The organism is Arthrobacter sp. AZCC_0090, assembly GCF_014207375.1.
Taxonomy (GTDB): Bacteria; Actinomycetota; Actinomycetes; order Actinomycetales; family Micrococcaceae; genus Arthrobacter.
The window spans coordinates 67,829-91,469 of sequence record NZ_JACHEE010000002.1 but is presented as its reverse complement, the minus strand read 5'-3'; the positions used below and the strand labels follow the sequence as shown (position 1 = coordinate 91,469).

The 23,641-nt window shown below is 64.5% G+C and carries 24 protein-coding genes; 20 read left to right on the top strand and 4 right to left on the bottom strand.

All coding sequences use genetic code 11. The annotated features are described in order from the left end of the window. Window positions 1-44: 44 nt before the first annotated feature. The 3 genes from infB to HNP00_RS03160 all read left to right on the top strand — a co-directional run bounded on the left by infB (window position 45) and on the right by HNP00_RS03160 (window position 4,284). On the top strand, window positions 45-2,879 hold the full coding sequence (gene infB, locus HNP00_RS03170) for a translation initiation factor IF-2 (RefSeq protein WP_184735850.1): 2,835 nt from the start codon (window positions 45-47) through the stop codon (window positions 2,877-2,879). A gap of 278 nt (window positions 2,880-3,157) precedes the next feature. Continuing rightward, window positions 3,158-3,667, top strand: a complete 510-nt coding sequence (gene rbfA / locus HNP00_RS03165) for a 30S ribosome-binding factor RbfA (RefSeq protein WP_184735848.1) — start codon at window positions 3,158-3,160, stop codon at window positions 3,665-3,667. Between the two features lie 131 nt (window positions 3,668-3,798). Beyond that, window positions 3,799-4,284, top strand: a complete 486-nt coding sequence (locus tag HNP00_RS03160; RefSeq protein WP_184735846.1) for a nucleoside deaminase — start codon at window positions 3,799-3,801, stop codon at window positions 4,282-4,284. A gap of 32 nt (window positions 4,285-4,316) precedes the next feature. Here the strand turns inward: HNP00_RS03160 and HNP00_RS03155 are convergent, their stop codons facing one another. After that, window positions 4,317-5,471, bottom strand: coding sequence for a pyridoxal phosphate-dependent aminotransferase (locus HNP00_RS03155; protein WP_184735844.1), 1,155 nt, complete (start codon window positions 5,469-5,471; stop codon window positions 4,317-4,319). Window positions 5,472-5,555: 84 nt separating this feature from the next. On the opposite strand from HNP00_RS03155, the gene truB reads away from it, so the two are divergent. The 9 genes from truB to HNP00_RS03110 all read left to right on the top strand — a co-directional run bounded on the left by truB (window position 5,556) and on the right by HNP00_RS03110 (window position 14,480). After that, window positions 5,556-6,491 (top strand): tRNA pseudouridine(55) synthase TruB, encoded by a 936-nt coding sequence (gene truB / locus HNP00_RS03150; protein WP_184735841.1) that lies wholly within the window; start codon window positions 5,556-5,558, stop codon window positions 6,489-6,491. Window positions 6,492-6,493: 2 nt separating this feature from the next. Continuing rightward, window positions 6,494-6,847 (top strand): hypothetical protein, encoded by a 354-nt coding sequence (locus tag HNP00_RS03145; RefSeq protein ID WP_184735839.1) that lies wholly within the window; start codon window positions 6,494-6,496, stop codon window positions 6,845-6,847. A 2-nt stretch (window positions 6,848-6,849) separates the two neighbouring features. Next, window positions 6,850-7,299, top strand: coding sequence for a hypothetical protein (locus HNP00_RS03140; protein WP_184735836.1), 450 nt, complete (start codon window positions 6,850-6,852; stop codon window positions 7,297-7,299). 119 nt (window positions 7,300-7,418) lie between these two features. Beyond that, a complete protein-coding gene (locus HNP00_RS03135) occupies window positions 7,419-8,402 on the top strand; it encodes a bifunctional riboflavin kinase/FAD synthetase (protein WP_184735834.1) in 984 nt (327 codons plus the stop codon). Between the two features lie 9 nt (window positions 8,403-8,411). Continuing rightward, window positions 8,412-9,266 carry a tryptophan 2,3-dioxygenase gene (gene kynA, locus HNP00_RS03130; protein ID WP_184735832.1) on the top strand — a complete coding sequence of 285 codons (855 nt, stop codon included), beginning with the start codon at window positions 8,412-8,414 and terminating at the stop codon, window positions 9,264-9,266. A gap of 200 nt (window positions 9,267-9,466) precedes the next feature. Then, window positions 9,467-9,736, top strand: coding sequence for a 30S ribosomal protein S15 (gene rpsO / locus HNP00_RS03125; protein WP_028266602.1), 270 nt, complete (start codon window positions 9,467-9,469; stop codon window positions 9,734-9,736). Window positions 9,737-9,990: 254 nt separating this feature from the next. Beyond that, a complete protein-coding gene (locus HNP00_RS03120) occupies window positions 9,991-12,243 on the top strand; it encodes a polyribonucleotide nucleotidyltransferase (RefSeq protein ID WP_184735830.1) in 2,253 nt (750 codons plus the stop codon). Between the two features lie 154 nt (window positions 12,244-12,397). After that, complete coding sequence (locus tag HNP00_RS03115) at window positions 12,398-13,741, top strand: pitrilysin family protein (protein ID WP_184735828.1); 1,344 nt, start codon at window positions 12,398-12,400, stop codon at window positions 13,739-13,741. Window positions 13,742-14,018: 277 nt separating this feature from the next. Beyond that, window positions 14,019-14,480 carry a DUF1579 family protein gene (locus tag HNP00_RS03110; RefSeq protein WP_184735826.1) on the top strand — a complete coding sequence of 154 codons (462 nt, stop codon included), beginning with the start codon at window positions 14,019-14,021 and terminating at the stop codon, window positions 14,478-14,480. Window positions 14,481-14,505: 25 nt separating this feature from the next. Here the strand turns inward: HNP00_RS03110 and HNP00_RS03105 are convergent, their stop codons facing one another. From HNP00_RS03105 to moaA, 3 genes are all read right to left on the bottom strand, one after another. Beyond that, window positions 14,506-14,799: a hypothetical protein gene (locus tag HNP00_RS03105; RefSeq protein ID WP_184735824.1), complete on the bottom strand. Its 294-nt coding sequence runs from the start codon at window positions 14,797-14,799 to the stop codon at window positions 14,506-14,508. A gap of 80 nt (window positions 14,800-14,879) precedes the next feature. Continuing rightward, entirely contained in the window at window positions 14,880-15,146 is a 267-nt protein-coding gene (locus tag HNP00_RS03100; RefSeq protein ID WP_184735822.1) for a MoaD/ThiS family protein, read from the bottom strand. A 4-nt stretch (window positions 15,147-15,150) separates the two neighbouring features. Beyond that, a complete protein-coding gene (moaA, locus tag HNP00_RS03095; RefSeq protein WP_184735819.1) occupies window positions 15,151-16,281 on the bottom strand; it encodes a GTP 3',8-cyclase MoaA in 1,131 nt (376 codons plus the stop codon). A 163-nt stretch (window positions 16,282-16,444) separates the two neighbouring features. Here moaA and HNP00_RS03090 point away from each other — a divergent pair, with 163 nt between their 5' ends. From HNP00_RS03090 to dapB, 8 genes are all read left to right on the top strand, one after another. Continuing rightward, window positions 16,445-17,176, top strand: a complete 732-nt coding sequence (locus tag HNP00_RS03090; RefSeq protein ID WP_184736687.1) for a response regulator transcription factor — start codon at window positions 16,445-16,447, stop codon at window positions 17,174-17,176. After that, window positions 17,163-18,431 carry a cell wall metabolism sensor histidine kinase WalK gene (locus tag HNP00_RS03085; protein WP_184735817.1) on the top strand — a complete coding sequence of 423 codons (1,269 nt, stop codon included), beginning with the start codon at window positions 17,163-17,165 and terminating at the stop codon, window positions 18,429-18,431. Before HNP00_RS03090 ends, HNP00_RS03085 begins: the two co-directional genes overlap by 14 nt. Continuing rightward, window positions 18,428-19,993, top strand: coding sequence for a molybdopterin-dependent oxidoreductase (locus HNP00_RS03080; protein WP_184735815.1), 1,566 nt, complete (start codon window positions 18,428-18,430; stop codon window positions 19,991-19,993). Before HNP00_RS03085 ends, HNP00_RS03080 begins: the two co-directional genes overlap by 4 nt. A 44-nt stretch (window positions 19,994-20,037) precedes the next feature. After that, the gene (gene glp, locus HNP00_RS03075; RefSeq protein WP_184735813.1) at window positions 20,038-21,258 is read left to right on the top strand and encodes a gephyrin-like molybdotransferase Glp; all 1,221 of its coding nucleotides are present in this window, start codon (window positions 20,038-20,040) and stop codon (window positions 21,256-21,258) included. After that, window positions 21,246-21,824, top strand: a complete 579-nt coding sequence (gene moaC, locus HNP00_RS03070) for a cyclic pyranopterin monophosphate synthase MoaC (protein ID WP_260404741.1) — start codon at window positions 21,246-21,248, stop codon at window positions 21,822-21,824. The genes glp and moaC overlap by 13 nt, the downstream gene beginning before the upstream one ends. Then, window positions 21,821-22,321 carry a MogA/MoaB family molybdenum cofactor biosynthesis protein gene (locus HNP00_RS03065; RefSeq protein WP_184735810.1) on the top strand — a complete coding sequence of 167 codons (501 nt, stop codon included), beginning with the start codon at window positions 21,821-21,823 and terminating at the stop codon, window positions 22,319-22,321. The genes moaC and HNP00_RS03065 overlap by 4 nt, the downstream gene beginning before the upstream one ends. Further along, window positions 22,311-22,766, top strand: a complete 456-nt coding sequence (locus HNP00_RS03060; protein WP_184735808.1) for a molybdenum cofactor biosynthesis protein MoaE — start codon at window positions 22,311-22,313, stop codon at window positions 22,764-22,766. Before HNP00_RS03065 ends, HNP00_RS03060 begins: the two co-directional genes overlap by 11 nt. A 115-nt stretch (window positions 22,767-22,881) precedes the next feature. Further along, window positions 22,882-23,640 (top strand): 4-hydroxy-tetrahydrodipicolinate reductase, encoded by a 759-nt coding sequence (gene dapB / locus HNP00_RS03055; protein WP_184735806.1) that lies wholly within the window; start codon window positions 22,882-22,884, stop codon window positions 23,638-23,640. The last annotated feature ends 1 nt before the right edge of the window (window position 23,641 follow it).

The window sequence follows — 23,641 nt, the reverse complement described above, 5'->3', positions numbered from 1 at the left end:
AGACGGTTCGTGCCTGGCTCGGTGCGGACCGAGACAGGAGAAATGTGGCCAAGGTCCGCGTACATGAGCTCGCCAAAGAGCTCGGTATTACTTCCAAAGATGCAGTGACAAAACTGCAGGAATTGGGCGAATTCGTTCGCTCCGCCTCTTCAACAATTGAGGCCCCCGTCGTGAAGAAGCTTCGCGACGCCTACCCGGGTGCCGGCGCTGCAAAGGCCGCTGCCCCGGCAGCAGCCCCCGTTGCGGCCCCTGCTGCACCCGCACCATCCCGCCCGGCTCCGGGCCCCGCAGCGCCCAAGGCTCCGGTTCCTGCCCCCAAGGCTGAAACCCCCGCCCCGGCAGCGCCAGCGGCTCCGGCAGCTACCGCAAGTCCGTTTTCCGCCAAGCCGGGTGCCCGTCCGGCACCTAGGGCCGAAGCCCCTGCCCCGGCACGTCCGGGCGGCCAGGCTCCGCGTCCCGGCGGCCCCCGTCCGGGCAACAACCCGTTCGCGACCTCGCAGGGCATGCCCCGCGGACGTGGCGACGGCGAGCGTCCTCCCCGTCCGGGCAACAACCCGTTTGCAACCTCGCAGGGCATGCCCCGTTCCGGTGGCGGCCGCTCTGAAGGCGAACGTCCCGGTGGTCCGCGTCCCGCGGCCGGCGCAGGCGGTCCCCGTCCCGCAGCCGGTTCCGGCGGCCCGCGTCCGGGCGCCCCGCGTCCCGGTGCTCCCCGTCCGGGCGCTCCGCGTCCCGCCGGTGGCCCCGCAGGAAACCGTCCTACTCCGGGCATGATGCCCAACCGCACCGAGCGTCCCGCTCCCGGTGGCGCAGGCCGTCCGGGTGGCGCAGGCCGCCCCGGTGGTGGCGGCCCCGGCCGTCCGGGTGGCGCTCCTGGCGCAGGCACCGGTGGCGGAGCTCCCGCCGGCGGTGGCTTCGGCAAGGGCGGCCGCGGACGCGGCGGCACCCAAGGTGCCTTCGGCAAGGGTGGCGCAGGACGCGGCAAGCAGCGCAAGTCGAAGCGTGCGAAGCGTCAGGAACTGGAGCAGATGAGTGCTCCGTCGCTGGGTGGCGTATCCGTACCCCGCGGCGACGGCAACACCGTGGTCCGGCTCCGTCGTGGCTCGTCCATCACGGACTTCGCCGACAAGATCGAGGCGAACCCCGCAGCACTGGTGACCGTGCTCTTCCACCTTGGTGAAATGGCAACGGCTACACAGTCGCTGGACGAAGACACCTTCGGCCTGCTCGGCGCTGAACTCGGCTACAAGGTCCAGGTTGTCTCTCCGGAAGACGAGGAGCGCGAGCTCCTCGACTCCTTCGACATCGATCTCGATGCCGAGCTGGAAGCCGAAGGCGACGACGTCCTCGAACCGCGTCCCCCGGTTGTCACCGTTATGGGTCACGTTGACCACGGTAAGACCCGGCTGCTCGATGCCATCCGGAAGACCAACGTGGTTGCCGGCGAACACGGCGGCATCACGCAGCACATCGGTGCCTACCAGATCAGCCACATGCACGAAGGCACCCCGCGCGACATCACCTTCATCGACACCCCCGGTCACGAGGCGTTCACCGCCATGCGTGCACGTGGTGCCAAGGTCACCGACATCGCCATCCTGGTTGTCGCAGCCGACGACGGCGTCATGCCGCAGACGGTGGAAGCACTCAACCATGCCCAGGCGGCCAACGTGCCGATCGTCGTCGCGGTCAACAAGATCGACAAGGAAGGTGCGAACCCGGACAAGGTCAAGGGCCAGCTCACCGAGTACGGTCTGGTTCCCGAAGAATACGGTGGCGACACCATGTTCGTTGAGGTGTCTGCCCGCCAGAACATCAACATCGACGAACTGATCGACGCCGTCCTGTTGACCGCAGACGCCGCCCTGGACCTGCGCGCCAACCCGGATAAGGACGCTCGAGGCATCGCCATCGAAGCGAACCTGGACAAGGGCCGCGGTTCCGTGGCCACTGTCCTGGTCCAGTCCGGTACCTTGGCGGTCGGTGACACGATCGTGGCCGGTACGGCCCACGGCCGCGTCCGTGCCATGTTCGACGAAGATGGCAACGCCCTCGACATCGCGCTCCCGTCCCGTCCGGTCCAGGTCCTGGGTCTGTCCAACGTACCGCGTGCAGGTGACACCTTCCTGGTGACCTCCGACGAGCGTACGGCCCGCCAGATCGCCGAAAAGCGTGAAGCAGCCGACCGCAACGCGGCACTGGCCAAGCGCCGCAAGCGCATCAGCCTCGAGGACTTCGACAAGGCTGTTGCCGAAGGCAAGATTGACACCCTCAACCTCATCCTCAAGGGTGACGTTTCCGGTGCCGTCGAAGCCCTCGAAGACGCCTTGCTCAAGATCGACGTCGGCGACGACGACGTTCAGCTGCGCGTCATCCACCGCGGTGTGGGTGCCATCACGCAGAACGACGTCAACCTCGCCACGGTGGACAACGCCATCATCATCGGCTTCAACGTCAAGCCCGCCGAGCGCGTGGCTGACCTTGCCGATCGTGAAGGCGTGGACATGCGCTTCTACTCCGTCATCTACTCGGCAATCGATGACATCGAGCTGGCCCTCAAGGGCATGCTCAAGCCGGAGTACGAAGAAGTCCAGCTCGGTACCGCCGAGGTCCGCGAAGTCTTCCGTTCCTCCAAGTTCGGAAACATCGCCGGTTCCATCGTCCGCTCGGGCATCATCCGCCGTAACACGAAGGCACGCGTCAGCCGCGATGGCAAGGTCATCGGCGACAACCTCACCGTTGAGACGCTCAAGCGCTTCAAAGACGATGCCACTGAGGTCCGCACGGACTTCGAGTGTGGTATCGGTCTTGGCTCGTACAACGACATCAACGAAGGTGACATCATCGAGACCTTCGAGATGCGCGAAAAGCCGCGCGCCTAAGCACGAAAAATAGAGGGCGGGGCCGTTGGATTCTTCCGGCGGCCCCGGCCCTTTCCGCCGATATGGGGGCCCCGCCCCTTCGCTGGGTGGCTGACGTCTTGCGACGTCAGCCACCCAGCTCCGGCAGGCCCGATGCCACTCCCGGGCCCCATATCGGCTCCAACGGCCTCCGAGGAACGCGGCGGCCGGTCGTAGACTCGCACTAGGCGCGTCGCGCACACAGAACTTAAGTACGCAAGTTGCCACCGCGCCGTCGTACGCAAATTTTAGGAGTAGAAATGGCTGATCCGGCACGCGCTGCCAAGTTGGCGCAGCGGATTAAGGTTGTTGTTGCTGAGGCACTGGGCCGGCGGATCAAGGATCCTCGGGTTGAGGGCATCACTATTACCGATGCCCGCGTCACCAACGATCTTCAGCACGCCACCGTGTATTACACCGTCTTCGGTGACGAGGTTGCCCAGGCCGATGCTGCCCGGGCTTTGGAGAAGGCCAAGGGTGTTTTGCGCCAGGAAGTAGGCCGCAACATTACCGTACGCCTGACTCCTACCTTGGAATTCGTCGCCGACCTTATTCCGGTCAACGCTTCGAACCTTGAGGAGCTGCTGCGCACCGCCAAAGAGCGCGACGCCGAGGTGGCCGCGCTGGCCGCCGGCGCCAAGCATGCGGGGGATCCAGATCCGTACAAGAGCGACGCCCCGCAAGATGCGGACATCGACGAAGACGATTTTGACGAAGAAGACATCGACCTTCGCGCCGATGAAGAGATCGACGAAGACGGCGGCAAGTAGTCCACCGGCTTACCCGGCCGATTTCCTCGGGCAGGACCGGATCCAGCAGTCTTGGCGACTGGTGATCCGGTCCTGTTTGTTTAACCGTGAAAAGTCGCGTCAAAGCGGCGGGCGGTGGCTAAGATCGGAGCATGGCGGCGCACGATGCAGTTCAGAGTCCCGAGAACTACCTTGAACACGCCCTGCGGCTCGCGGTCCAAAACGTGGCCGACGGCGGCGGTCCTTTCGGCGCCGTCGTGGTCACCCCGGACGGACGGCTCCATGACGGCGTCAACCGGGTCACCCGTGACAACGACCCCACAGCACATGCCGAAGTGGTTGCGATCCGGAGGGCGGCGTCGGAACTGGGGAGCTTCGATCTCAGCGGCTCCGTGCTTTACTCAAGCTGCGAACCGTGCCCTTTGTGCCTCTCGGCCGCCTTATGGGGCAGGGTAAGCCGGGTCTACTTTGCGGCCGACCGGCATGGGGCCGCCGCGGCAGGCTTTGACGACGCAGTGTTCTACGAGTATTTCAACGGCATTCGCCCGGAGCTGCTGCCTGTTCAACACACGGAAGTTCCGGCGTCGGAGGCTCCTTTCGATGCGTGGCGCGGCCACAAGAACCGGACCAAATACTGAGCCCAACTTCACCAACAGGAGGCTGCCGGGTCTCAAGGCCGCGCTGGGAGCCGCCCGACGCCGTCGAGCAGCTGCTGGTGATCGCCGCACAGCGCGATCCTGATCCAGCCCTCGCCGATGGAACCGAACGCGGTACCCGGCGCCACGGCCACCCCGGAATCGGCGAGGAACCGGCGCACCCAGGCACGCACGTCCCCTCCGCTCACATGCGAGACATCCGCCCATAAATAGAACGCTCCTTGGGCGCCCAAGTAGGGGATGCCCTTCTCCGCGAGCATTGCCGAAGCGGCGTCCCGGTTGGAGCGGTAGTGCTCCCGCGCGGCATCCACGTAGTCCTGCGGTCCTGTCAAAGCCGCGACAGCGGCGAACTGCGAAGGCGAAGCCACGCAGGAAACGATCGCCTCCATCACGTTGTTCATCGTACGCTCCAGGCCTGGCGGACAGATGAGCGCACCGATCCGCAGTCCCGTCAGTCCGTAGGTTTTGGACAAGGTCAGGGAGGTGAAGACCCGCGCTTCGCCGGGAACGGGGCTGTCGAAGCGGGCAGGGCTTGTGTGCGGAACATCGAAAGTGAAGGCCTCGTAGCATTCATCTGAAATAATCCACAGATCCTGCTTGACCGCTAGTTCCACGAGTTGGCGGGTGACTTCCTCGCCGATCACCGCCCCCAAGGGATTCGACGGCGAATTCAGGACCAAAACTTTGGTGCGGTCCGTGATCAGCGCCTCAATGTCCTCGATGCGGGGTTGGAACTCATGCTCCGGGTTGAGCGGATACCGCACCGGGACGGCGTGCAGCAAGTGGCTGGTCATGGCAAAGGTGGGATAGCCAGGATTCGGAATCAAAATCTCGTCGCCGGGGGAGAGGAGCAGGCTCATGGCGAAATGCAGTCCCTGCTGGGCGCCGTCCACGACGTACACGCGTTCTGCGCCGACGTCCACTTTGTTGTGGGCGCGGAAGCGTTCGGCAAAGGCTTCCCGCAGGGCAGGGATTCCAGCATTGGGGGTGTAGTTGGTCTCGTCCCTGTCCAAGCACGCAATGCCGGCATCCAAGATGTGCCGAGGCAGCGCAAAGCCGGGCTCGCCGATGCTGAGAATAATCGCCCCAGGGGTTCCCCACGCGGCCTCGGTGATCTCGCGGATCTGGTTCACGGGCACTTCGCGGATGTGTGTGGCGAGCTCTGGCATGGGAGCCATCTTAGCCTCGGAGCGTTACCGCACCGGGAAACTGCGCCGCAGGATGCATACCCTGGCGCGGATATACTGGGAGGCGTGCTTTCTGGACTGGTAATCGTTGACAAACCGCAAGGATGGACCAGCCACGATGTGGTTGGACGGATGCGGCGACTGGCCGGTACCCGGAAAGTGGGCCACGCGGGCACCTTGGACCCCATGGCCACCGGCGTTCTCGTGCTGGGGATCAACAAGGCCACCCGGCTATTGACGTACATCGTTGGCACCTCCAAGACGTACTCCGCCACTATCCGGCTTGGCGAATCCACCATCACGGACGATGCCGAAGGCGACATCACCGAAAGCCGCAGTGCCGCAGGGGTCACAGAGGAAGCCATCCGTTCCGGCGTGGCCCGGCTCAGCGGCGAAATCCTCCAGGTTCCCAGCAGCGTCAGCGCCATCAAGGTCAACGGCGAACGCTCCTACGCTCGTGTCCGTTCAGGCGAGGAGGTCAAGCTCGCCGCCCGGCCCGTGACCATCCACCGTTTCGAGATCCATGCCATCCGCAGGATCGACGACGGCAGGGTAGTGGACGTCGATGTCACCGTTGAGTGCTCCTCCGGCACATACATCCGCGCGCTGGCGCGTGACCTTGGCGAGGCCCTCGGCGTCGGCGGCCACCTCACCGCGCTCCGCCGCACCCAAGTGGGACCGTACTCCCTGGAGCAGGCGCGCACGCTCGAACAGCTTGCCGCGGACCTGGAAGTGCTCGAAATGTCTGCCGCTGCCCGCGCGCTCATGCCCAACCGCGAGCTGAGCGACGACGAAACCACCGAAATTTCCTTTGGCCGGAGGATCGCCGCCGGGCCAACTGCGGGCACGGCGGAGGCTGCCACCGCTGAGAACCCCGCTGCCGCGTTCTCCCCGTCGGGAGAACTGGTGGCATTGCTGGCCGACGCTGGGAGTTTCGCCAAGCCTGTGCTGGTGTTCGCACCGGACAATGAAAAGCAGAACAACGAAAAGCAGGCCCAGTAACCATGGACGGATACTTCTACGCGGTGTTGGTAGTCGGCCTGCTGTCCACGATCATCTGCGTCGTGGCGGGCCTGATGAAAAAGGCACCGAACGACGTCACGATTCTGTCCGTCGCCGCCGTCGAACTCGTCCTGCTTGTCTATCTCGTGGGATCGATCATCCGGGTGGCGATGGGTGAAAAGATCGCGGGGGAACCCTGGGAGTTCTGGGGTTACTTCATCACCGCGCTCATGCTTCCGGTCGTGGCCGTGTATTGGTCCATCCTGGAACGGACCCGTTGGAGCAATTTCGTCATGGGCGCCGTGGGCGTCACCGCATTGGTCATGGCGGCCCGCATGAACCAGATCTGGTACTGACATTGGAAGAAGCACACGAAGTGACTGTTGAGACCCCTCACAAGAAGATCCGGGACACCCGCAACACCGGTCCCGGGAGGCTGCTGATCGCTGTCTACGCGGTTTTCGCGATCTCGGCCACGGCCCGTGCCGGTTACCAGATCCTGACCAAGTTCTCGGATGCCCCCTTGGCCCACATCCTCTCGGCCTTCGCGGCCGTGGTGTACGTCGTAGCCACGGTTTCCCTCGCCAAGCCGGGCCGCACCTGGTTCAAGGTGTCCTTGGCGGCCGTCCTCGTGGAAATGCTCGGCGTGCTCGTGGTCGGTGCCATGAGCCTCTTCGATCCGATTGCTTTCCCGCACGACACCGTGTGGTCCTTGTTCGGACGCGGATACGGCTTTGTGCCGTTGATCCTCCCGGTCCTAGGCTTGCTCTGGCTTTACCGCAGACGCCCGGCACGGCTGCCGCAGTAGTAACGGCGAGCCCCTGTTCCCGGGCAGCCGAGCCCTGGACAGCAGGTAACCTTAGAGAATTCCGGCGCCGGACCAGGCCGCCGGCACAGTGAATACCAGCAGCAAAAAAGGCGAGGTTGATGGTCCACATCTGGAACGATCCCACCGAAGTCCCCGAGGATTTCGGTCCAAGCGTCGTTACCATCGGGAACTTTGACGGCGTCCATCGCGGACACCAGCAGGTGCTGACGCAGCTTCTGCGCACTGCAGAGCAGCACGGTGCGGGGTCCGTCGTCGTGACTTTCGATCCGCACCCGGCCCTGGTCCACCGGCCCGACTCCGCGCCGGAGCTCATCATGGGGCTGCAGGACAAGCTCGATGCCCTGGCCGACGCGGGCGTGGACGCTGTCCTCGTCATGAAATACAACCTCGCACTGGCGGGCATGACGCCCGAGGAATTCGTTGGCACCGTTCTGCTGGACGGGCTTCACGCAGCGCACGTCGTGGTGGGCCATGATCTCCGGTTCGGGGCAGGCAACTCCGGTGACGTCGGCACCATGCAGGCCCTCGGAAAGGAGCTCGGATTCGGCGTTAACGTCGTCAACGAGTTCGGCGCGGAGGGCTTTCCAGTTCACGACGACGGCGGCACGGACCGCCGCTGCTCCTCCACCTGGGTGCGCGAGGCACTCGCAGAGGGCGACGTCGAGACCGCTGCTGCCGTCCTCGGCCGCCCGCACCGGATGCGGGGCGAAGTGGTTCACGGCGCTGCGCGCGGACGCGCGCTCGGCTTTCCCACGGCCAACCTTGACCACGGTGCCACCGGCTACGTGCCCGCGGATGGAATCTACGCCGGTTGGCTGGTGGACCAGGCCGGAACCCGCTGGCCCGCAGCGATTTCCGTGGGTTCCAACCCCACCTTCGACGGCGTGAGCCGCCAGGTGGAAGCCCACGTCATCGACCGCCCGGAAGAGGCCGTGGAGGACTTCGACCTCTATGGCCAGACCGTCGTGGTGGAATTCACGGCGCGGCTGCGGGGGATGGTGGCCTACCGCGGACCAGAGGCACTTGTTGATCAGATGCGTCTCGACGTCATCCAGGCCCACGATCTTTTGCTGAATAAGTAGGGCCGTATCGTGAGCGTTGAGAAGAACACCCGACCACTCGACGAAGGCATCGTCAAGGATTTCAGCTCACGCATGAGCTACGGCTCCTACCTGCAGCTTCCCTTGCTGCTCAGCGCCCAGCAACCTGTCAGCCAGCCAGAGCACCATGACGAACTCTTGTTCATCATCCAGCACCAGACCACCGAGCTGTGGCTGAAGCTGGTCCTCCACGAGCTCCGCAGTGCGGCTACGTGGCTGCGCCAGGATGATCTTGGCTCAGCGCTCAAGGGCATCGCAAGGGTCAAGCACATCCAGAAGACCCTCACTGAACAATGGTCGGTGCTCGCCACCCTCACCCCTACCGAGTACTCCCAGTTCCGCGGTTTCCTGGGCAATGCCTCCGGCTTCCAATCGAGCCAGTACCGTGCGGTCGAATTCATTCTGGGCAACAAGAACGCCAAGATGTTGCCGGTGTTCGAATCGGATCCAGAATCCAAGGCCATGCTGGAGGAAATCCTGCACGCGCCGAGCATTTACGACGAGTTCCTGGCCTACCTTCACCGCCACGGCTACGACGTTCCGGCGTCCGTCCTGGATAGGGATGTCACCCAGGCCCACGAGTTCGCCCCTGAGCTTTTGCCCCTCTTCAAACACATCTATGAACATGCGGCAGACAACTGGGCGGCCTACGAGGCCTGCGAGGAACTGGTGGACCTTGAGGACAACTTCCAACTATGGCGGTTCAGGCACCTGCGCACGGTGCAGCGGACCATCGGCATGAAGGCCGGAACCGGAGGCTCGAGCGGTGCCTCCTTCCTGAAGAAGGCACTTGACCTGACGTTCTTCCCGGAGCTGTTCGCCGTCCGGACCGAGATCGGGCAGTAACCGCAAACGCGTCTTTGAGGAGTCTTTGAGGAGGGTCACACGGCAGCTTTCGACAAGTTTGCCGGGCTGCCGGTAAACTGGGGGATGGATCCGGCTGCAGTCCGTGGCGGCTGGACCTGTTTTGTGTGCGGTCATCGGCACATCACAACCCGGCAGCGAGGCGCTGAATCGGGACGCACGGCACAACTCTAGGAGTTCACGTGGCACTTGAAGCCGCTGTTAAGCAGTCCATCATCGAGGCATACGCAACGTCCAAGGGCGACACCGGTTCGCCGGAGGTCCAGATTGCTGTCCTGACTCAGCGGATCAAAGATCTGACTGAGCACATGAAGGAGCACAAGCACGACTTCCACACCCAGCGCGGTCTGCTGGCCATGGTTGGTCGTCGCAAGCGCATGCTGGGCTACCTCAAGAAGACTGACATTGCCCGCTACCGTGCGCTCATCGAGCGCCTCGGCCTGCGCCGCTAGTTTGACTTCGGGCGGCCCGATCCTCCGTGGACCGGGCCGCCTTTTCTCCATAACTAAATCCAACACTTATCAGGAGTTCAACCGCATCGCGCATTCGCGGTCCTCGGTAGTGATCCCCGGGAGCAGCCTTCTGTGATGAAGGCGCAGCCCGTGGGTCTCGATCGATGACCGGGTGTCGTACAGGCCAGGAAAAGACGCTGGCCTGGGTCGATGCGGGAGGACTTCCGCTAAACAAGAAACGGAGGTGACTCTCAATGGAGGGTCCCGAAATCCAGTTCTCAGAAGCCATCATCGACAACGGCCGCTTCGGCAAGCGTGTTATCCGCTTCGAAACCGGCCGCCTTGCCAAGCAGGCAGCTGGCGCAGCGATGGTCTACATCGACGAAGACACCGCCCTGCTGTCCGCAACCACCGCAGGCAAGTCCCCGCGTGAAGGCTTCGACTTCTTCCCGCTGACCGTGGACGTCGAAGAGCGCATGTATGCCGCCGGCCGCATCCCGGGTTCGTTCTTCCGCCGTGAAGGCCGCCCGTCCACCGAAGCCATCCTGGCTTGCCGCCTCATGGACCGCCCCCTGCGCCCCGCTTTCGTCAAGGGCTTGCGCAACGAGGTCCAGATCGTCGTCACTGTCTTGGCGATCAACCCGGACGAGCTCTACGACGTCGTGGCCATCAACGCCTCGTCCATGTCCACCCAGCTCTCCGGGCTCCCGTTTTCCGGCCCGATCGGTGGCGTCCGCGTTGCCCTCATCGCCGACGAACAGGGCACCGAATGGGTTGCTTTCCCGAAGCACTCCCAGCTCGAGAACGCCGTCTTCAACATGGTTGTTGCCGGCCGGATCGCCGGCGACGACGTCGCCATCATGATGGTTGAAGCCGAAGCCACGGACAACTCCTGGAACCTCATCAAGGAACAGGGCGCCACCGCTCCCACGGAAGAAGTTGTTTCCGAGGGTCTCGAAGCCGCCAAGCCGTTCATCAAGGCGCTGTGCGAGGCCCAGGCAGACCTGGCCGCCCGCGCCGCGAAGCCCACGGTTGAGTTCCCGGTCTTCCTGGACTACCAGGACGATGTCTACGCGGCTGTTGAAGCTGAAGCCGCCGAGAAGCTTGCCGCGGTCTTCCAGATCGCCGACAAGCAGGACCGCGACAACGCCTCCGACGAACTCAAGGACGAAGTCCTTGGCTCGCTCGCGGGCCAGTTCGAGGGCCGCGAGAAGGAGCTTTCCGCAGCCTTCCGCTCCCTGACCAAGCAGGTTGTGCGCCAGCGCATCCTCAAGGACCAGATCCGCATCGATGGCCGTGGCTTGACGGACATCCGCCAACTGACCGCCGAGGTAGAGGTCCTGCCGCGCGTTCACGGTTCCGCCATCTTCGAGCGCGGCGAAACCCAGATCATGGGTGTCACCACGCTGAACATGCTCAAGATGGAGCAGCAGATTGACTCGCTGTCTCCCGTCACGCGCAAGCGCTACATGCACAACTACAACTTCCCGCCGTACTCCACCGGCGAGACCGGCCGCGTGGGCTCCCCGAAGCGCCGCGAAATCGGCCACGGTGCACTCGCGGAGCGCGCCCTGGTTCCGGTTCTGCCGTCCCGCGAGGAATTCCCGTACGCCATCCGCCAGGTTTCCGAGGCCCTCGGATCCAACGGTTCGACGTCGATGGGTTCCGTCTGCGCCTCCACGCTGTCCCTGCTCAACGCTGGTGTGCCGCTGAAGGCCGCTGTTGCCGGTATCGCCATGGGCCTGGTTTCCGACCAGGTTGACGGCCAGACCCGCTACGCAGCCCTGACCGACATCCTCGGCGCCGAAGACGCTTTCGGTGACATGGACTTCAAGGTTGCCGGTACCTCCGAGTTCGTCACGGCCATCCAACTGGACACCAAGCTCGACGGCATCCCGGCATCGGTCCTGGCGGCAGCCCTGAAGCAGGCGCGCGAAGCACGCCTGCACATCCTTGATGTCATCAACGCCGCCATCGACACGCCGGACGAGCTTTCCGAGTTTGCCCCGCGCGTGATCGCCGTCAACATCCCCGTTGACAAGATCGGCGAGGTCATCGGCCCCAAGGGCAAGATGATCAACCAGATCCAGGAAGACACCGGCGCCGACATCTCCATCGAGGACGACGGCACGGTCTACATCGGCGCCACCAACGGTCCGTCTGCCGAAGCAGCCCGCGCCGCGATCAACGCCATCGCCAACCCGCAGATCCCGGAAATCGGTGAGCGTTACCTGGGCACGGTCGTCAAGACCACCACCTTTGGCGCGTTCGTTTCCTTGACCCCGGGCAAGGACGGTCTGCTGCACATCTCCGAGCTGCGCAAGCTGGCCAGCGGCAAGCGCGTGGACAACGTCGACGACGTCGTCTCCGTAGGCCAGAAGATCCAGGTTGAGATCACCAAGATCGACGACCGCGGCAAGCTCTCCCTCTCCCCGGTTGTGGCCGAGGAAGAAGGCGCCGCCTCTGAGGAAGCTCCGGCCGAAGAGGCTGAAGTCTCCGCAGAGTAGCCTGAACCGGCACGGCACGCGGCAGGACCGGTGGACATGTCCACCGGTCCTGCCCGCTTTAACGACGAATTCCCGCCCCAAGGGCGATGTACCCGCTGGTACGATTGCAGCCAGATTTGGCACCCGTGATTTCCCGTAGAACTGAAAGGTCTTGATGACTGTCGTACCCCTCCCTCTGGCGCAGACCGTGCCCGGTGGCGAACTGATCCATGGTGCCGAAGGTGGCTCTGTTGTCCGGCGTTCGGTGCTTCCAGGGGGTGTTCGCGTGCTCACCGAGGCCATGCCTGGGCAACGCTCGGCAACCATCGGATTCTGGGTGGGGGTCGGTTCGCGGGACGAGGCAGAGGGCCAACACGGCTCCACTCACTTCCTGGAGCATCTCTTGTTCAAGGGGACCAGGCGGCGTACAGCCCTTGAGATCGCCTCCGCTTTCGACGAGGTGGGTGGTGAATCGAACGCGGCCACGGCCAAGGAAAGCACATGCTACTTTGCGCGGGTCCTGGATACCGACCTTCCCATGGCCATCGATGTCATCGCCGACATGATTACCGGCGCCGTGCTGGATCCGGCGGAACTCGAACAGGAACGCGATGTGATCCTCGAGGAAATCGCCATGGACAGCGATGATCCCACCGATGTGGCTCACGAAAAATTCGTTGCTGCCGTACTCGGCATTCACCCGCTGGGACGCCCGATCGGCGGCACCCCGGCTGCCATCAAGGCTGTGTCCCGCGATTCGGTGTGGGAGCACTACCGGCGCTACTACCGGCCTGATGAAATCGTCATCACCGCCGCCGGTGGTTTGGATCACGACGTGGTTTGCCGCCTGGTGCTCGACGCCTTGCGGACAGCCGGTTGGGAATTGAAAGACGGCGCGGCCCCGGTTGACCGCCGTTCCACCGCGCGCGCCGATATTACCGGAACGGCTGGACTCCACGTGGTCAAGCGCCCGGTGGAGCAGGCCAACATCATCATGGGCTGCCCTTCGATCGTTGCCACCGATGACCGCCGCTTTGTCATGAGCGTCCTGAACGCGGTCCTAGGTGGCGGGATGTCCTCGCGGCTCTTCCAGGAGATCCGTGAAAAACGCGGACTCGTGTACTCCACCTATTCCTTTGCCTCCGCGTACGCGGACGCAGGCTACTTCGGCATGTACGCCGGCTGTACGCCGTCGAAGGTCAAGCAGGTTCTGGAACTTTTGGGCGCCGAACTGGACAAGCTCGCTTCTGACGGAATCACGGACGAGGAACTGCGCAAGGCCGTGGGTCAATTGTGCGGAGGAATCGTCCTGGCCCTTGAAGACACCGGGTCCCGGATGTCCCGCCTTGGCCGCGCCGAACTCGTCTCCGGCGAATTCCAGGACATCGACGAGACGCTTCGCCGCATCAAGGCCGTCACCGCCGAGCAAGTGCAGGAGCTCGCCGTCGTACTCGCCGCAGCCCCACGCACCGTGACCGTCGTCGGCCCCTTCGACGAGACGGAGACGTTCGGCCTCTAAGCACCACCCCTCCCAATGGACATGCCCAGCTCCCGGGCCAAGGGGTGGACATAACCCTGATATGTCCATTCCTTGCTTGGAGAAGGGGGCATGCTCGGTGGTGCGCGCTGGACGCTCCCAATGGACATGCCCAGCTCCCGGGCCAAGGAGTGGACATAACCCTGATATGTCCATCCCTTGCTTGGAGCAGGGGGCATGCTCGGTGGGGGAGGGTGGACGTGCCTGCTCGATCGGGAACATGATGGTGACGTATCCATCGTCTTGCGCAGGAGTCGCCATGAACGAGCCATTGAAGAGTCATGCAAACACTGCGCTGGAGGCGTTCCTGGGGCATTGGCGGGGGAGCACTGAGCTCGCCGCGTCGCCGTGGGGACCGGCCCGGACGGCCGACGCCGAGGTGACCTTCTCACGTGCGGCGGGAGGTTACGCGTTGGTGCAGAGCTACCGCCACATCGAGCCTGACGGTACGCACTTCGAGGGGCACGGGGTCTTTACCGTTGACCCGGACCACGGGGACACCTTGTGGTATTACGTGGACAGCATGGGCCGGCCACCGGAAGCTCCGGCCCGGGGTCACTGGCAGGACGGCACGCTGAGGCTAGAACGGCGTAGCCCCCGTGGGACCGCGAGACACACTTTCAAGGTAGATGGCGGAGTGCTGACGCACATGGCGGAACTGAGGCTCGGGGATGCCACGACATTTAGCCCGTTCATGATCTCCGTCTGCCGGCGAGTCTAAGGTCCGCCCCCAAAGGGCGCAACAGTCAGAGCGTCCTGGCCTCCACGGATTCCACGATCCGGGCGTCCGGCATGCCGTCGAGCGAGGCCGGCCGTCCAGGTCCACTCCATACCCTCGTCCGCAAGGTGTTCAGCATTGATTCAGCGTGGTCCCGCTCGGCGAAATCAAGCTCGATCAAGACTCGCTGCGAATCGTTCACAGGCCGGCAGACCCGGTAAGAAACAACGCCGGAGCCAGCACGATCGGCAGGATCCGAGTCGAATGACCGCTTCCATGCGGCGAAATCGTTCACAGCGTGTTCGATCTGGAGGGTGAACATGGCTGTTCCTTTGCTGTTGCGCGGATAGGCACAGCGTAGGCTCCTTCAACCCGGGGAACCACCCTTTGGCCGTGGCCGGCTCAGCCGCCGGCAAACGGCGGAAGGACGTCGACGACGTCGTCCGCACCAAGAGCGGCTGAACGGTCGCGGACGGCTACCTCGTTGCGCAGGAAGCTGCTGCGCGAAATGATCCGGGCCAAGGTGGGCGTGCCCGCTGGAGGTTCCGGACGTTCGACAGCGAGCAGGGCGGCGATGAGCCCTTCCAAGCTGGTTCCTTCCGGAAGGCTGTGGTTCTCCTCTTCGACGCCTGCCGCGGCGCGTGCGGCAGCGAAGTAACGTACAAGCACAGTTTCAGCCTCCAATTGCGCTCATGCTCCGCTCCGGCTGGACGAAGTCTGGCGCGCCCAGGCCCGTGTGGTCCATGCCGTGCGCCTTGGGCTTGATCCACATGGCGTCCTGCCAGCGTTGGGCGAGTTCCTCGTCGTCCGCTCCGGAACGAAGTAGTCCCAACAGATCGAATTCCTCGCGGGAGAACAGGCAACTCATGATCTTGCCCTCGGCGGTGATCCTTGTGCGCCGGCAATCGGAACAGAACGGCTCGGTGACCGAGGCGATAATACCGACGGTGCCCAGAACGGGTCCGTTGGCTTCCGCAGATGCCGGGTCCCGGCGTCGTACTTCGAATCGTTCCGCCGGTGCGCCGTCGCGCTCGCGCGGGTCCGGGCTCAGCACGAAGTCGCGGGAAAGCAGTTCGCGGATCTCCGCTGCCGTGATCATGTTCCGCCGTGTCCAACCATGATCGGCGTCCAGCGGCATTTGCTCGATGAAGCGCAGTTCATAGCTGCGGTCCAAAGCCCAGGCCAGGAGATCGGGAGATTCGGTGTCGTTGATTCCCCGCATGAGGACGGCATTCAGCTTGACCGGTCCCAAACCCGCAGCCGAGGCGGCATCGACGCCGGCCAGCACCTTGTCGAGGAAGGGCCGCCGGGTCAGCTTGGCGAACGTCTCTTCGTGCAGGGAATCGAGGGAGACATTGATGCGTGTGAGCCCGGCTTCCTTGAGCGAGGCCGCCTTCTTATCCAAGCCGACGCCGTTGGTGGTCATGGAGATGGGCAGATCAGGGTGCGCCTTGCGGAGGGCCGAGATGATGTCCACGAGGTCGGCACGCACCAAGGGCTCGCCGCCGGTGAGGCGCAGTTCGCGGACCCCGAGTTGATCGACGCCGATTCGGACTAGGCGGACAATCTCGGCGGCTGTCATGACGGCCTGTTTGGACAACCATTCGAGCCCTTCGGCCGGCATGCAGTACGTGCACCGGAGGTTGCATTTGTCAGTCAGGGACAAACGCATATCGGTGGCCTGCCGTCCATAACGGTCGAACAGGCCTACGGGAGTTCCCGCAGGGCGCGGCGGGGGCGCAGACACGCTGCTTCCCGTCCCGTCGCCCGCGGCGGGCAACGGCATGCCTAGCTGAACACTCATGGATTCAGGCTACGCCAGACAGGGCCCAAGCGTGATATCGCCCACTGGTCACGTCCGGCCGCTTGCCATACGAAGGAGTTCTTACGGAATACGTACAGTTGGCCCGCGGACGGCCGGAACACGCACCACGGGGCCCCTGCGAATCTATGCTGAAGGTGTGAACATGCAGCCCGCGCCGCACGCTGCCGAACCTGGCAATCGCCGCATCCTCCTGGTCGAAGACGAACAGACCATCGCCGACGTCGTCCGGGACTATCTGGTCCAGGCAGGCTTCCAGGTCGATCTCGCGGGCGACGGCTTCACAGCCTTGAGCGTCGCGGCCGCCAGGCGGCCCGATCTCGTCATCCTGGACCGGATGCTGCCCGGACTCGACGGGGTGGAGGTGTGCCGCAGGTTGCGCCTGGCCATGAGCGTTCCCATCATCATGGTCACCGCCCTCGGCACGGAAGACGACCGCATCCTGGGGCTGGAAACCGGAGCGGACGACTACGTCACGAAGCCTTTTTCACCGCGTGAACTGGTTCTCCGGGTGAAATCCGTGTTGCGCCGAAGCATCCGGGAATTCAGCCCCGAGCCGCCCGTGGAACTCGCCGGCTTCGCATTGGATCCGGCCTCGCGCACAGTCCTGCACGACGGCAAGCCGCTGACGTTGACGGTGCGCGAATTCGATTTGCTGGCCTTCCTGCTCCGCCGGCCCAACCAGGTTTTCAGCCGTGAGGAACTCATTAAGGCAGTGTGGGGCTGGGACTTCGGTGATTTGTCCACGGTGACGGTGCATGTCCGCCGCTTGCGCGAAAAGATCGAAGACAACCCCACAACTCCGGTGCTGCTCAAGACTGTCTGGGGAGTCGGATACCGCTTTGACGCGAAGGAAAGTGGACATGCAGGCAACTGAAATGTTCACCATCCTGGGTTGGATGCTCCTGTGGGCGGTTCTCATCGGCGCCTTGACCCTTGCGTTGCTGAGGTTCCTGCGCGGTGCGTCGATCCTGGTGCAGATTTGCCTCGTTGTGGTGGCCACAGTTGGCGTCCTCGTCGCGGGGATGGTGAGCGCCTTCAACGCTATGTTCATTTCCGCCCTGGACCTTGAAGTCATGTGGTACATCCTCGCGGTGGCCTCAGCCGTTGCCATTGCCATTTCGCTGGTCCTCGGCGCCGGGGTATCCCGCAACGCCATCCGGCTCGTGGCCGCGACGCGGCGCCTCGGCAGTGGCGAAGCCCTCGACGGTTCGGTTCTGCCTCAAACGGCTTCGCGGCGAACCGCACCGGCCATGAACTCCGAACTGGCACAGCTCGCCCAGGAACTGGAAACGAGCAGCCTCAAACTGGAAGAATCCCGGCGGCGGGAAGCCGCGGTCGAAACCGCTCGCCGCGAACTGGTCTCCTGGATCTCGCACGACCTCCGGACTCCCTTGGCTAGCATGCGGGCCATGGCCGAGGCCCTTGAAGACGGCATGGCGTCCGACGTCCCCGCGTACTATCGCAAGATTATCGGCCAGACGGACCAGATGGCGGTGATGGTCAACGACCTCTTGGAACTGTCCAAAATCCAGGCGGGAACGTTACGCCTGAGCGCGGAAGCTTTGGACCTCTACGACCTGGTGAGCGACGCCATTGCCGATCTTGCCCCCCTTGCCGCGCGGCGTGGTATCCGGCTCGACGGCGGTGGCGACCGCGAGTGCATGGCCGTCGCAGACGGTCCCAGCCTGGGCAGGGCCGTCCGCAACGTGGTCCTCAACGCGATCATCTACAGCAGGCCCGACGGCGGCGTCCGGGTAAGCGTCGGACGCGAAGGCAGCGACGCCGTCGTCGATGTCGTGGACAGTTGCGGGGGCATCGACGACGAAGACCTGGCCCACGTCTTCGAGACCGGCTGGCAAAAGGACCGCTCCAGGAGCGCAGGAATGCGGTTCGAAGAAGGGCAACCGCACTACAGCGGAGCCGGTGTGGGGCTGAGCATGGTGGCGGGCATCGTCAACGCCCATGGCGGCAGCGTCACGGTGGTGAACACGGGAGAGGGTTGCCGTTTCACCCTCCGCCTCCCCTCGGGCGCACAGGCAACGGCATCCGCCACGAGCGCATTTCCGATACAGACAGCTCCGGCGGACATCATTCCGGCAAAGAGCACCAAACAGGCAGGCACGACATGAGCAGGACCACTCCGAAGGCAGAGAAACCCAGTACCAGGACGGCGGCCCGTTGGTCCGCAGTTTGCGGCGTGGCGGCCATCGGACTCGGGGTGGCCGCCGGAGAGTTGTTGGCTGGTTTCCTGAGCCCGTCCGTCTCACCTGTCACCGCGCTTGGCGGTGTGGTGATCGATGCCGTACCGGGTTGGGCCAAGGAACTGGCCGTCAGCCTTTTCGGCACCGCGGATAAAATCGCACTGATCACCAGCATCGCCCTCGTGACGCTGGTTCTTGCTGCGCTCGCCGGGCTCCTGGAATACCGGCGAAAGGGAGCGGGGCTGGTGCTCGCCTTGCTCGCCGGAGCGGCTGGTTTGGCTGCCGTTTTGACGCGCGCCCAAGCGGCACCCACAGCTGCAATCGCCCCCGTCGTGGCCACCGTGGTCACCATGCTTTTCCTCCGGCTCCTGATCCAGCGGCTCGAAACCTGGCGACCAGTGCGCGAAGCGGTCGATATGCCCCTGGCCCGCCGAAGCTTCGTGCAATTGCTCGGCGGAACGGCGATCGCAGCCGTGGTCGCAGGAATCGTGACGACGGTGGTGCGAAGGGCAGGAACGGTCGTTTCCGATTTCCGCCAGGCGGTGGCCCTGCCAGCACCGGTGACTCCGGCCCAGAAGGTCCCCGACGGCGCCGCGCTCACCTTGGCGGGACTGCAGCCGCTCGTCACCCCGAACGCTGACTTCTACCGGATTGACACCGCACTGATCCCACCAGCAGTGAATCCGCCTGAGTGGGTCCTCAAGGTGACAGGCTTGGTGGAACGCGAAGTCCAGTTGGATTTCGCCACACTGCTGAGCAAACCGATGATCGAGCGCCACGTGACCATCGCCTGTGTATCCAACGAGGTCGGTGGAGACCTGATCGGTAACGCCCTTTGGCTGGGCTGGCCGGTCCGCGAACTCCTGGCCATGGCCGGGCCCAAGCCGGGCGCGGACATGGTGCTGTCCCGCAGTACCGACGGCTGGACTGCAGGAACCCCCCTCGAAGCGCTTACCGACAATCGCGACGCCATCCTCGCCGTCGGTATGAACGGCGAACCCTTGCCGCTGGAACATGGCTTCCCCGTCCGGATGATCGTCCCGGGCCTCTATGGATATGTTTCTGCCACCAAATGGCTGACGGAGCTGAAAGTCACCCGCTTCGCTGACGACCAAGGCTATTGGACGCCGCGCGGCTGGAGCGACCATGGACCCATCAAGACGCAGTCCCGCATCGATGTGCCCCGGGACGGCCGCTCGGTCAAAGCAGGAACGGTCCAGTTCGGCGGGGTCGCCTGGGCTCAACACCGCGGCGTCTCCAAGGTGGAGCTACGAGTCGATCGGGGCAACTGGCAGGAAGCCAAGCTCGCTCCAGGAATCTCCACGGACACGTGGTACCAGTGGCAACTGGGCCTTCAATTGAGTGTTGGAGACCATGAGGTCCAGGTCCGTGCCACCGATGCTACCGGCACGCCCCAGCCTGAGCCCCGTACTCCCGTGGCTCCGGACGGCGCCACGGGATTCCACACCATCCGGGTCACCGCCAACTGACACTAGGCTGTGTAGGTCTGAGCGAAACAATCGGGAGGAACACCGTGGCCAGATCCGTCGCAGCCCACCGCGAAGCCGTCAAGGAGCTGCTGTCCGGCCTTGCGCGCCAAGGAAGCACCGAAGGGCTGCCCTTGATGGGCGCGCTCGGACGCGTGCTCGCCGTCGACGTCCTGGCTCCGCTCAGCCTGCCGCCGTTCGCCAACTCCCAAATGGACGGTTTTGCCGTCCGCTCAGCGGACCTCGCGGCGGAAGCAGGGAACGACGCCGGTGCGGAGCTGACAGTGGTGGATCCCGTCCCGGCCGGCGCGGCACCGGCGCGACTCGTGCCCGGCACCACGGCCCCCATCATGACCGGCGCCATGATGCCGGAGGGTGCGGACGCCGTCGTGCCTATCGAACGGGCAGTGCCCGATGTCTTCCCCGCGACCGGGGTAGCAGCAACCGTCCGTCTTCCGGCAACCGAGCCGGGAACGTTCGTCCGCGACGCCGGAAGCGACATCGCCGAGGGGACCGTTGCCTTGCGGGCCGGAACTGTCCTTGGCCCTGGGCAATTGGGTTTGCTCGCCGCCTTGGGGATGACCGCCGTCGAGGTCCGCAAGCCGGTACACGTGCTGCTGGTGACTACGGGCGATGAAGTCGTGGAACCCGGCACGCCCCTCCCGGAAGGCAAGATTTACGATTCCAACGGAACCCTGCTGGAAGCCGCCATGGTGCAATCAGGCCTCCGGGTCACGCGGACGGGAATCAGCGGAGACGATCCTGCTGCCCTCCAAGGCCTACTGCATCGTCACCTCGGGGCGATCGATCTCATCGTGACCACCGGGGGAGTCAGCAAGGGCGCCTATGAAGTGGTGAGGCAGGCCATGGATGGCCAAACGGTCGAGTTCGTGTCCGTGGCCATGCAACCCGGCGGACCCCAAGGGATCGGAATGTTCGACGGCGTGCCCTTCCTGGGATTCCCCGGCAACCCGGTGAGCTGCCTTGTGTCCTTCGAAATGTTCCTTCGCCCGGCGCTCGCCGTCGTCGTGGGAAACCCGGCGTTGCGGCCAAGCCTGCAAGCGCGCCTCACGGAGTCATTGACATCGCCAGCGGGTAAGCACCAGGTCCGCCGCGGAACCCTGCTTCCGGGTGGAAAGGTCCGCCTCGAGGGCGGCGCCGGTTCCCACCTCATCCATGCGCTCGCCAACTCGAACGCGCTGGTCCAGGTTCCTGCGGACGTCACGGAACTCGACGCCGGCGCGGAAGTGGAAGTATGGATGTTGTGAATGACACTTCAGACTCCGCCGGCATCGTCGGCGGCCCCACCGACCTACGCCAGGATGGCGTTGGCGCCCTGACGCATTTGCGCCAGGATGGAACGGCCCAGATGGTCGATGTCTCCGGGAAGGCCGTGACCACGCGCGAGGCTACCGCTACCGCCACCGTCCACACCACCTCCGAAGTACTCGCCCTGCTCGGCGCCGGTGAGCTTCCCAAAGGGGACGCCCTGGCAGTGGCGCGCGTTGCCGGCATCATGGCGGCAAAGAAGACGCCCGAACTGATCCCGCTATGCCACCAGCTGCCGATTTCCAAGGTCACAGTGGACTTCGAACTCGGTCCGCACACGGTAATGGTGTTGGCGACGGTCAAGACCAAAGGTGTCACCGGCGTGGAGATGGAGGCGTTGACCGCGGCATCCGTTGCCGCGCTCAGCGTCTACGACATGATCAAGGCCGTTGACAAGCACGCCGTCATTAGCGGCATCCAGGTGCTCGCCAAGAGCGGCGGGAAGAGCGGGGACTGGGACCTTGGCCCCGTATCGAATGCACGCGTCGAAGGCGGGAAGGCATGAGCGGCTGCGAACCCCACCGCGGTGCGAGGAGAGCCGGCGTCGTTATTGCGTCCACCCGTGCCGCGGCCGGAATGTACCAAGACGAAACCGGTCCCGTGATCCTGGACTGGCTGGCCGAACACGGCTACGAGACCTTCCCCGTCATGGTTGTGCCGGATGGCGAGCCCGTCGGTGCCGCCATCCGTGCGCTCCTGACGCAGGAACCCGCCGTCGTGATTACCAGCGGTGGGACGGGGCTGAGCCCCGATGACCGCACGCCGGAGGTCACGCTGCCTTTGTTGGATCGCGAAATACCGGGCCTCATGGAAGGCATCCGCCGCGCCGGAGCTGCCAAAACCCCCATGGCCATGCTGAGCCGGGGCCACGCCGGCACTGCAGGCAAGACGTTCATTGTGAATCTTCCGGGTTCGCCGAAAGGCGTGATGGACGGGCTCGCCGTCCTGGACCCTGTCATCGCCCACCTATGCGATCAACTGGAGGGAAGTCATGGCCACTGAAACCGACTTCGAAGTCATTAGCGCAGTCCTCAGCGCCGAGCCGATTTCCGTGGACCAAGCCATCGCGGCGGTCGAATCGGACACGGCAGGGGCGGTGGTGAGCTTCAGTGGCGTGGTCCGCAACCACGACGGCGGCAAGCCCGTGGACCGACTCAGCTACAGTGCCCACCCCACGGCGCATCAGGTCATGTCCGACGTCGTGGCGCAGCTCGTAGCAGAGCACTCGGGAGAGGCTGCCCAACCTGTCCGTATTTGGGCGGCCCATCGGATCGGCATGCTGGAGATCGGCGATCCCGCACTCGTCTGTGCCGTGGCCGCTGCACACCGCGGACAAGCCTTCGCGGTGTGCTCGGAACTGGTGGACAGGATCAAGGCGCAAGTGCCCATCTGGAAGGAACAGTTCTTCAGCGACGGCACGGTGGAGTGGGTCGGCGCGGGGGAGTAGCTCGCTTGCCGTCGAAATCGCCGGAACGGTGCCGGTTCGCCGGAGCGTTCGGGCGAACCAGCACAGTTCCGGCGACCCCACGTTGGGGCAGCCACCAACCGGTAGGGTTAAGGTCATGACCGAACAACTTGCTGTTGCCGTGCTGGGCGCCCACGGGCGCATGGGTATAGAAGCCGTCAGGGCGGTGGAGGCAGCCGCCGACATGAAGCTCGTCGCGGCGCTCGGCCGCGGCGACTCCCTCGATGCCCTGCTCGACGCCGGCGCCAAGTATGTTGTGGACCTCACGGTTCCGGACAGCACCGAAGCGAACGTCCGTTTCGCCGTCGAACACGGTATGTACGCCGTGGTCGGCACCACTGGCTGGGACGCCGCTCGGCTTGCAGCCTTGCGCGAGTTGCTGGCCGCGAACCCTGGCTCGGGCGTCCTGATCGCACCCAACTTCGCGCTCGGCTCAGTCCTGGCCTCGGCGTTCGCCGCCAAAGCCTCCAAGTATTTCGAATCAGTCGAAATCGTCGAACTTCACCATCCCAACAAGGTGGACGCGCCTTCGGGCACTGCCGTCCGCACGGCCCAGCTCATTGCGGCGGCCCGCGAAGAAGCCGGAGTCCCGGCCAGCCCGGACGCCACAGACACCGCCCTTGACGGCGCGCGCGGTTGCGACGTTGACGGTATCCGCGTCCACAGCGTCCGCCTGCGCGGGCTGGTGGCGCACCAGGAAGTGCTCCTCGGCGGTCCGGGGGAGCAACTGACCATCCGCCACGATTCCTTCGACCGGGCGTCCTTCATGCCCGGTGTGCTGCTGGGACTTCGAAATGTCGCAGCCCACCCCGGGCTGACAGTCGGCCTGGACGGATACCTGGACTTGGGGCTGTAGG

Bases quoted from the DNA above. Each gene is read 5' to 3' on its own strand.
- HNP00_RS03120 (WP_184735830.1), top strand. From the start codon at position 9,991: ATGGAGGGTCCCGAAATCCAGTTCTCAGAAGCCATCATCGACAACGGC.
- HNP00_RS03145 (WP_184735839.1), top strand. From the start codon at position 6,494: ATGGACGGATACTTCTACGCGGTGTTGGTAGTCGGCCTGCTGTCCACG.
- moaC (WP_260404741.1), top strand. From the start codon at position 21,246: ATGGATGTTGTGAATGACACTTCAGACTCCGCCGGCATCGTCGGCGGC.
- HNP00_RS03080 (WP_184735815.1), top strand. From the start codon at position 18,428: ATGAGCAGGACCACTCCGAAGGCAGAGAAACCCAGTACCAGGACGGCG.
- HNP00_RS03160 (WP_184735846.1), top strand. From the start codon at position 3,799: ATGGCGGCGCACGATGCAGTTCAGAGTCCCGAGAACTACCTTGAACAC.
- moaA (WP_184735819.1), bottom strand. From the start codon at position 16,281: ATGAGTGTTCAGCTAGGCATGCCGTTGCCCGCCGCGGGCGACGGGACG.
- HNP00_RS03155 (WP_184735844.1), bottom strand. From the start codon at position 5,471: ATGCCAGAGCTCGCCACACACATCCGCGAAGTGCCCGTGAACCAGATC.
- HNP00_RS03060 (WP_184735808.1), top strand. From the start codon at position 22,311: ATGGCCACTGAAACCGACTTCGAAGTCATTAGCGCAGTCCTCAGCGCC.
- HNP00_RS03115 (WP_184735828.1), top strand. From the start codon at position 12,398: ATGACTGTCGTACCCCTCCCTCTGGCGCAGACCGTGCCCGGTGGCGAA.
- HNP00_RS03065 (WP_184735810.1), top strand. From the start codon at position 21,821: ATGAGCGGCTGCGAACCCCACCGCGGTGCGAGGAGAGCCGGCGTCGTT.
- rbfA (WP_184735848.1), top strand. From the start codon at position 3,158: ATGGCTGATCCGGCACGCGCTGCCAAGTTGGCGCAGCGGATTAAGGTT.
- dapB (WP_184735806.1), top strand. From the start codon at position 22,882: ATGACCGAACAACTTGCTGTTGCCGTGCTGGGCGCCCACGGGCGCATG.
- HNP00_RS03110 (WP_184735826.1), top strand. From the start codon at position 14,019: ATGAACGAGCCATTGAAGAGTCATGCAAACACTGCGCTGGAGGCGTTC.
- HNP00_RS03085 (WP_184735817.1), top strand. From the start codon at position 17,163: ATGCAGGCAACTGAAATGTTCACCATCCTGGGTTGGATGCTCCTGTGG.
- HNP00_RS03105 (WP_184735824.1), bottom strand. From the start codon at position 14,799: ATGTTCACCCTCCAGATCGAACACGCTGTGAACGATTTCGCCGCATGG.
- HNP00_RS03090 (WP_184736687.1), top strand. From the start codon at position 16,445: ATGCAGCCCGCGCCGCACGCTGCCGAACCTGGCAATCGCCGCATCCTC.
- HNP00_RS03135 (WP_184735834.1), top strand. From the start codon at position 7,419: ATGGTCCACATCTGGAACGATCCCACCGAAGTCCCCGAGGATTTCGGT.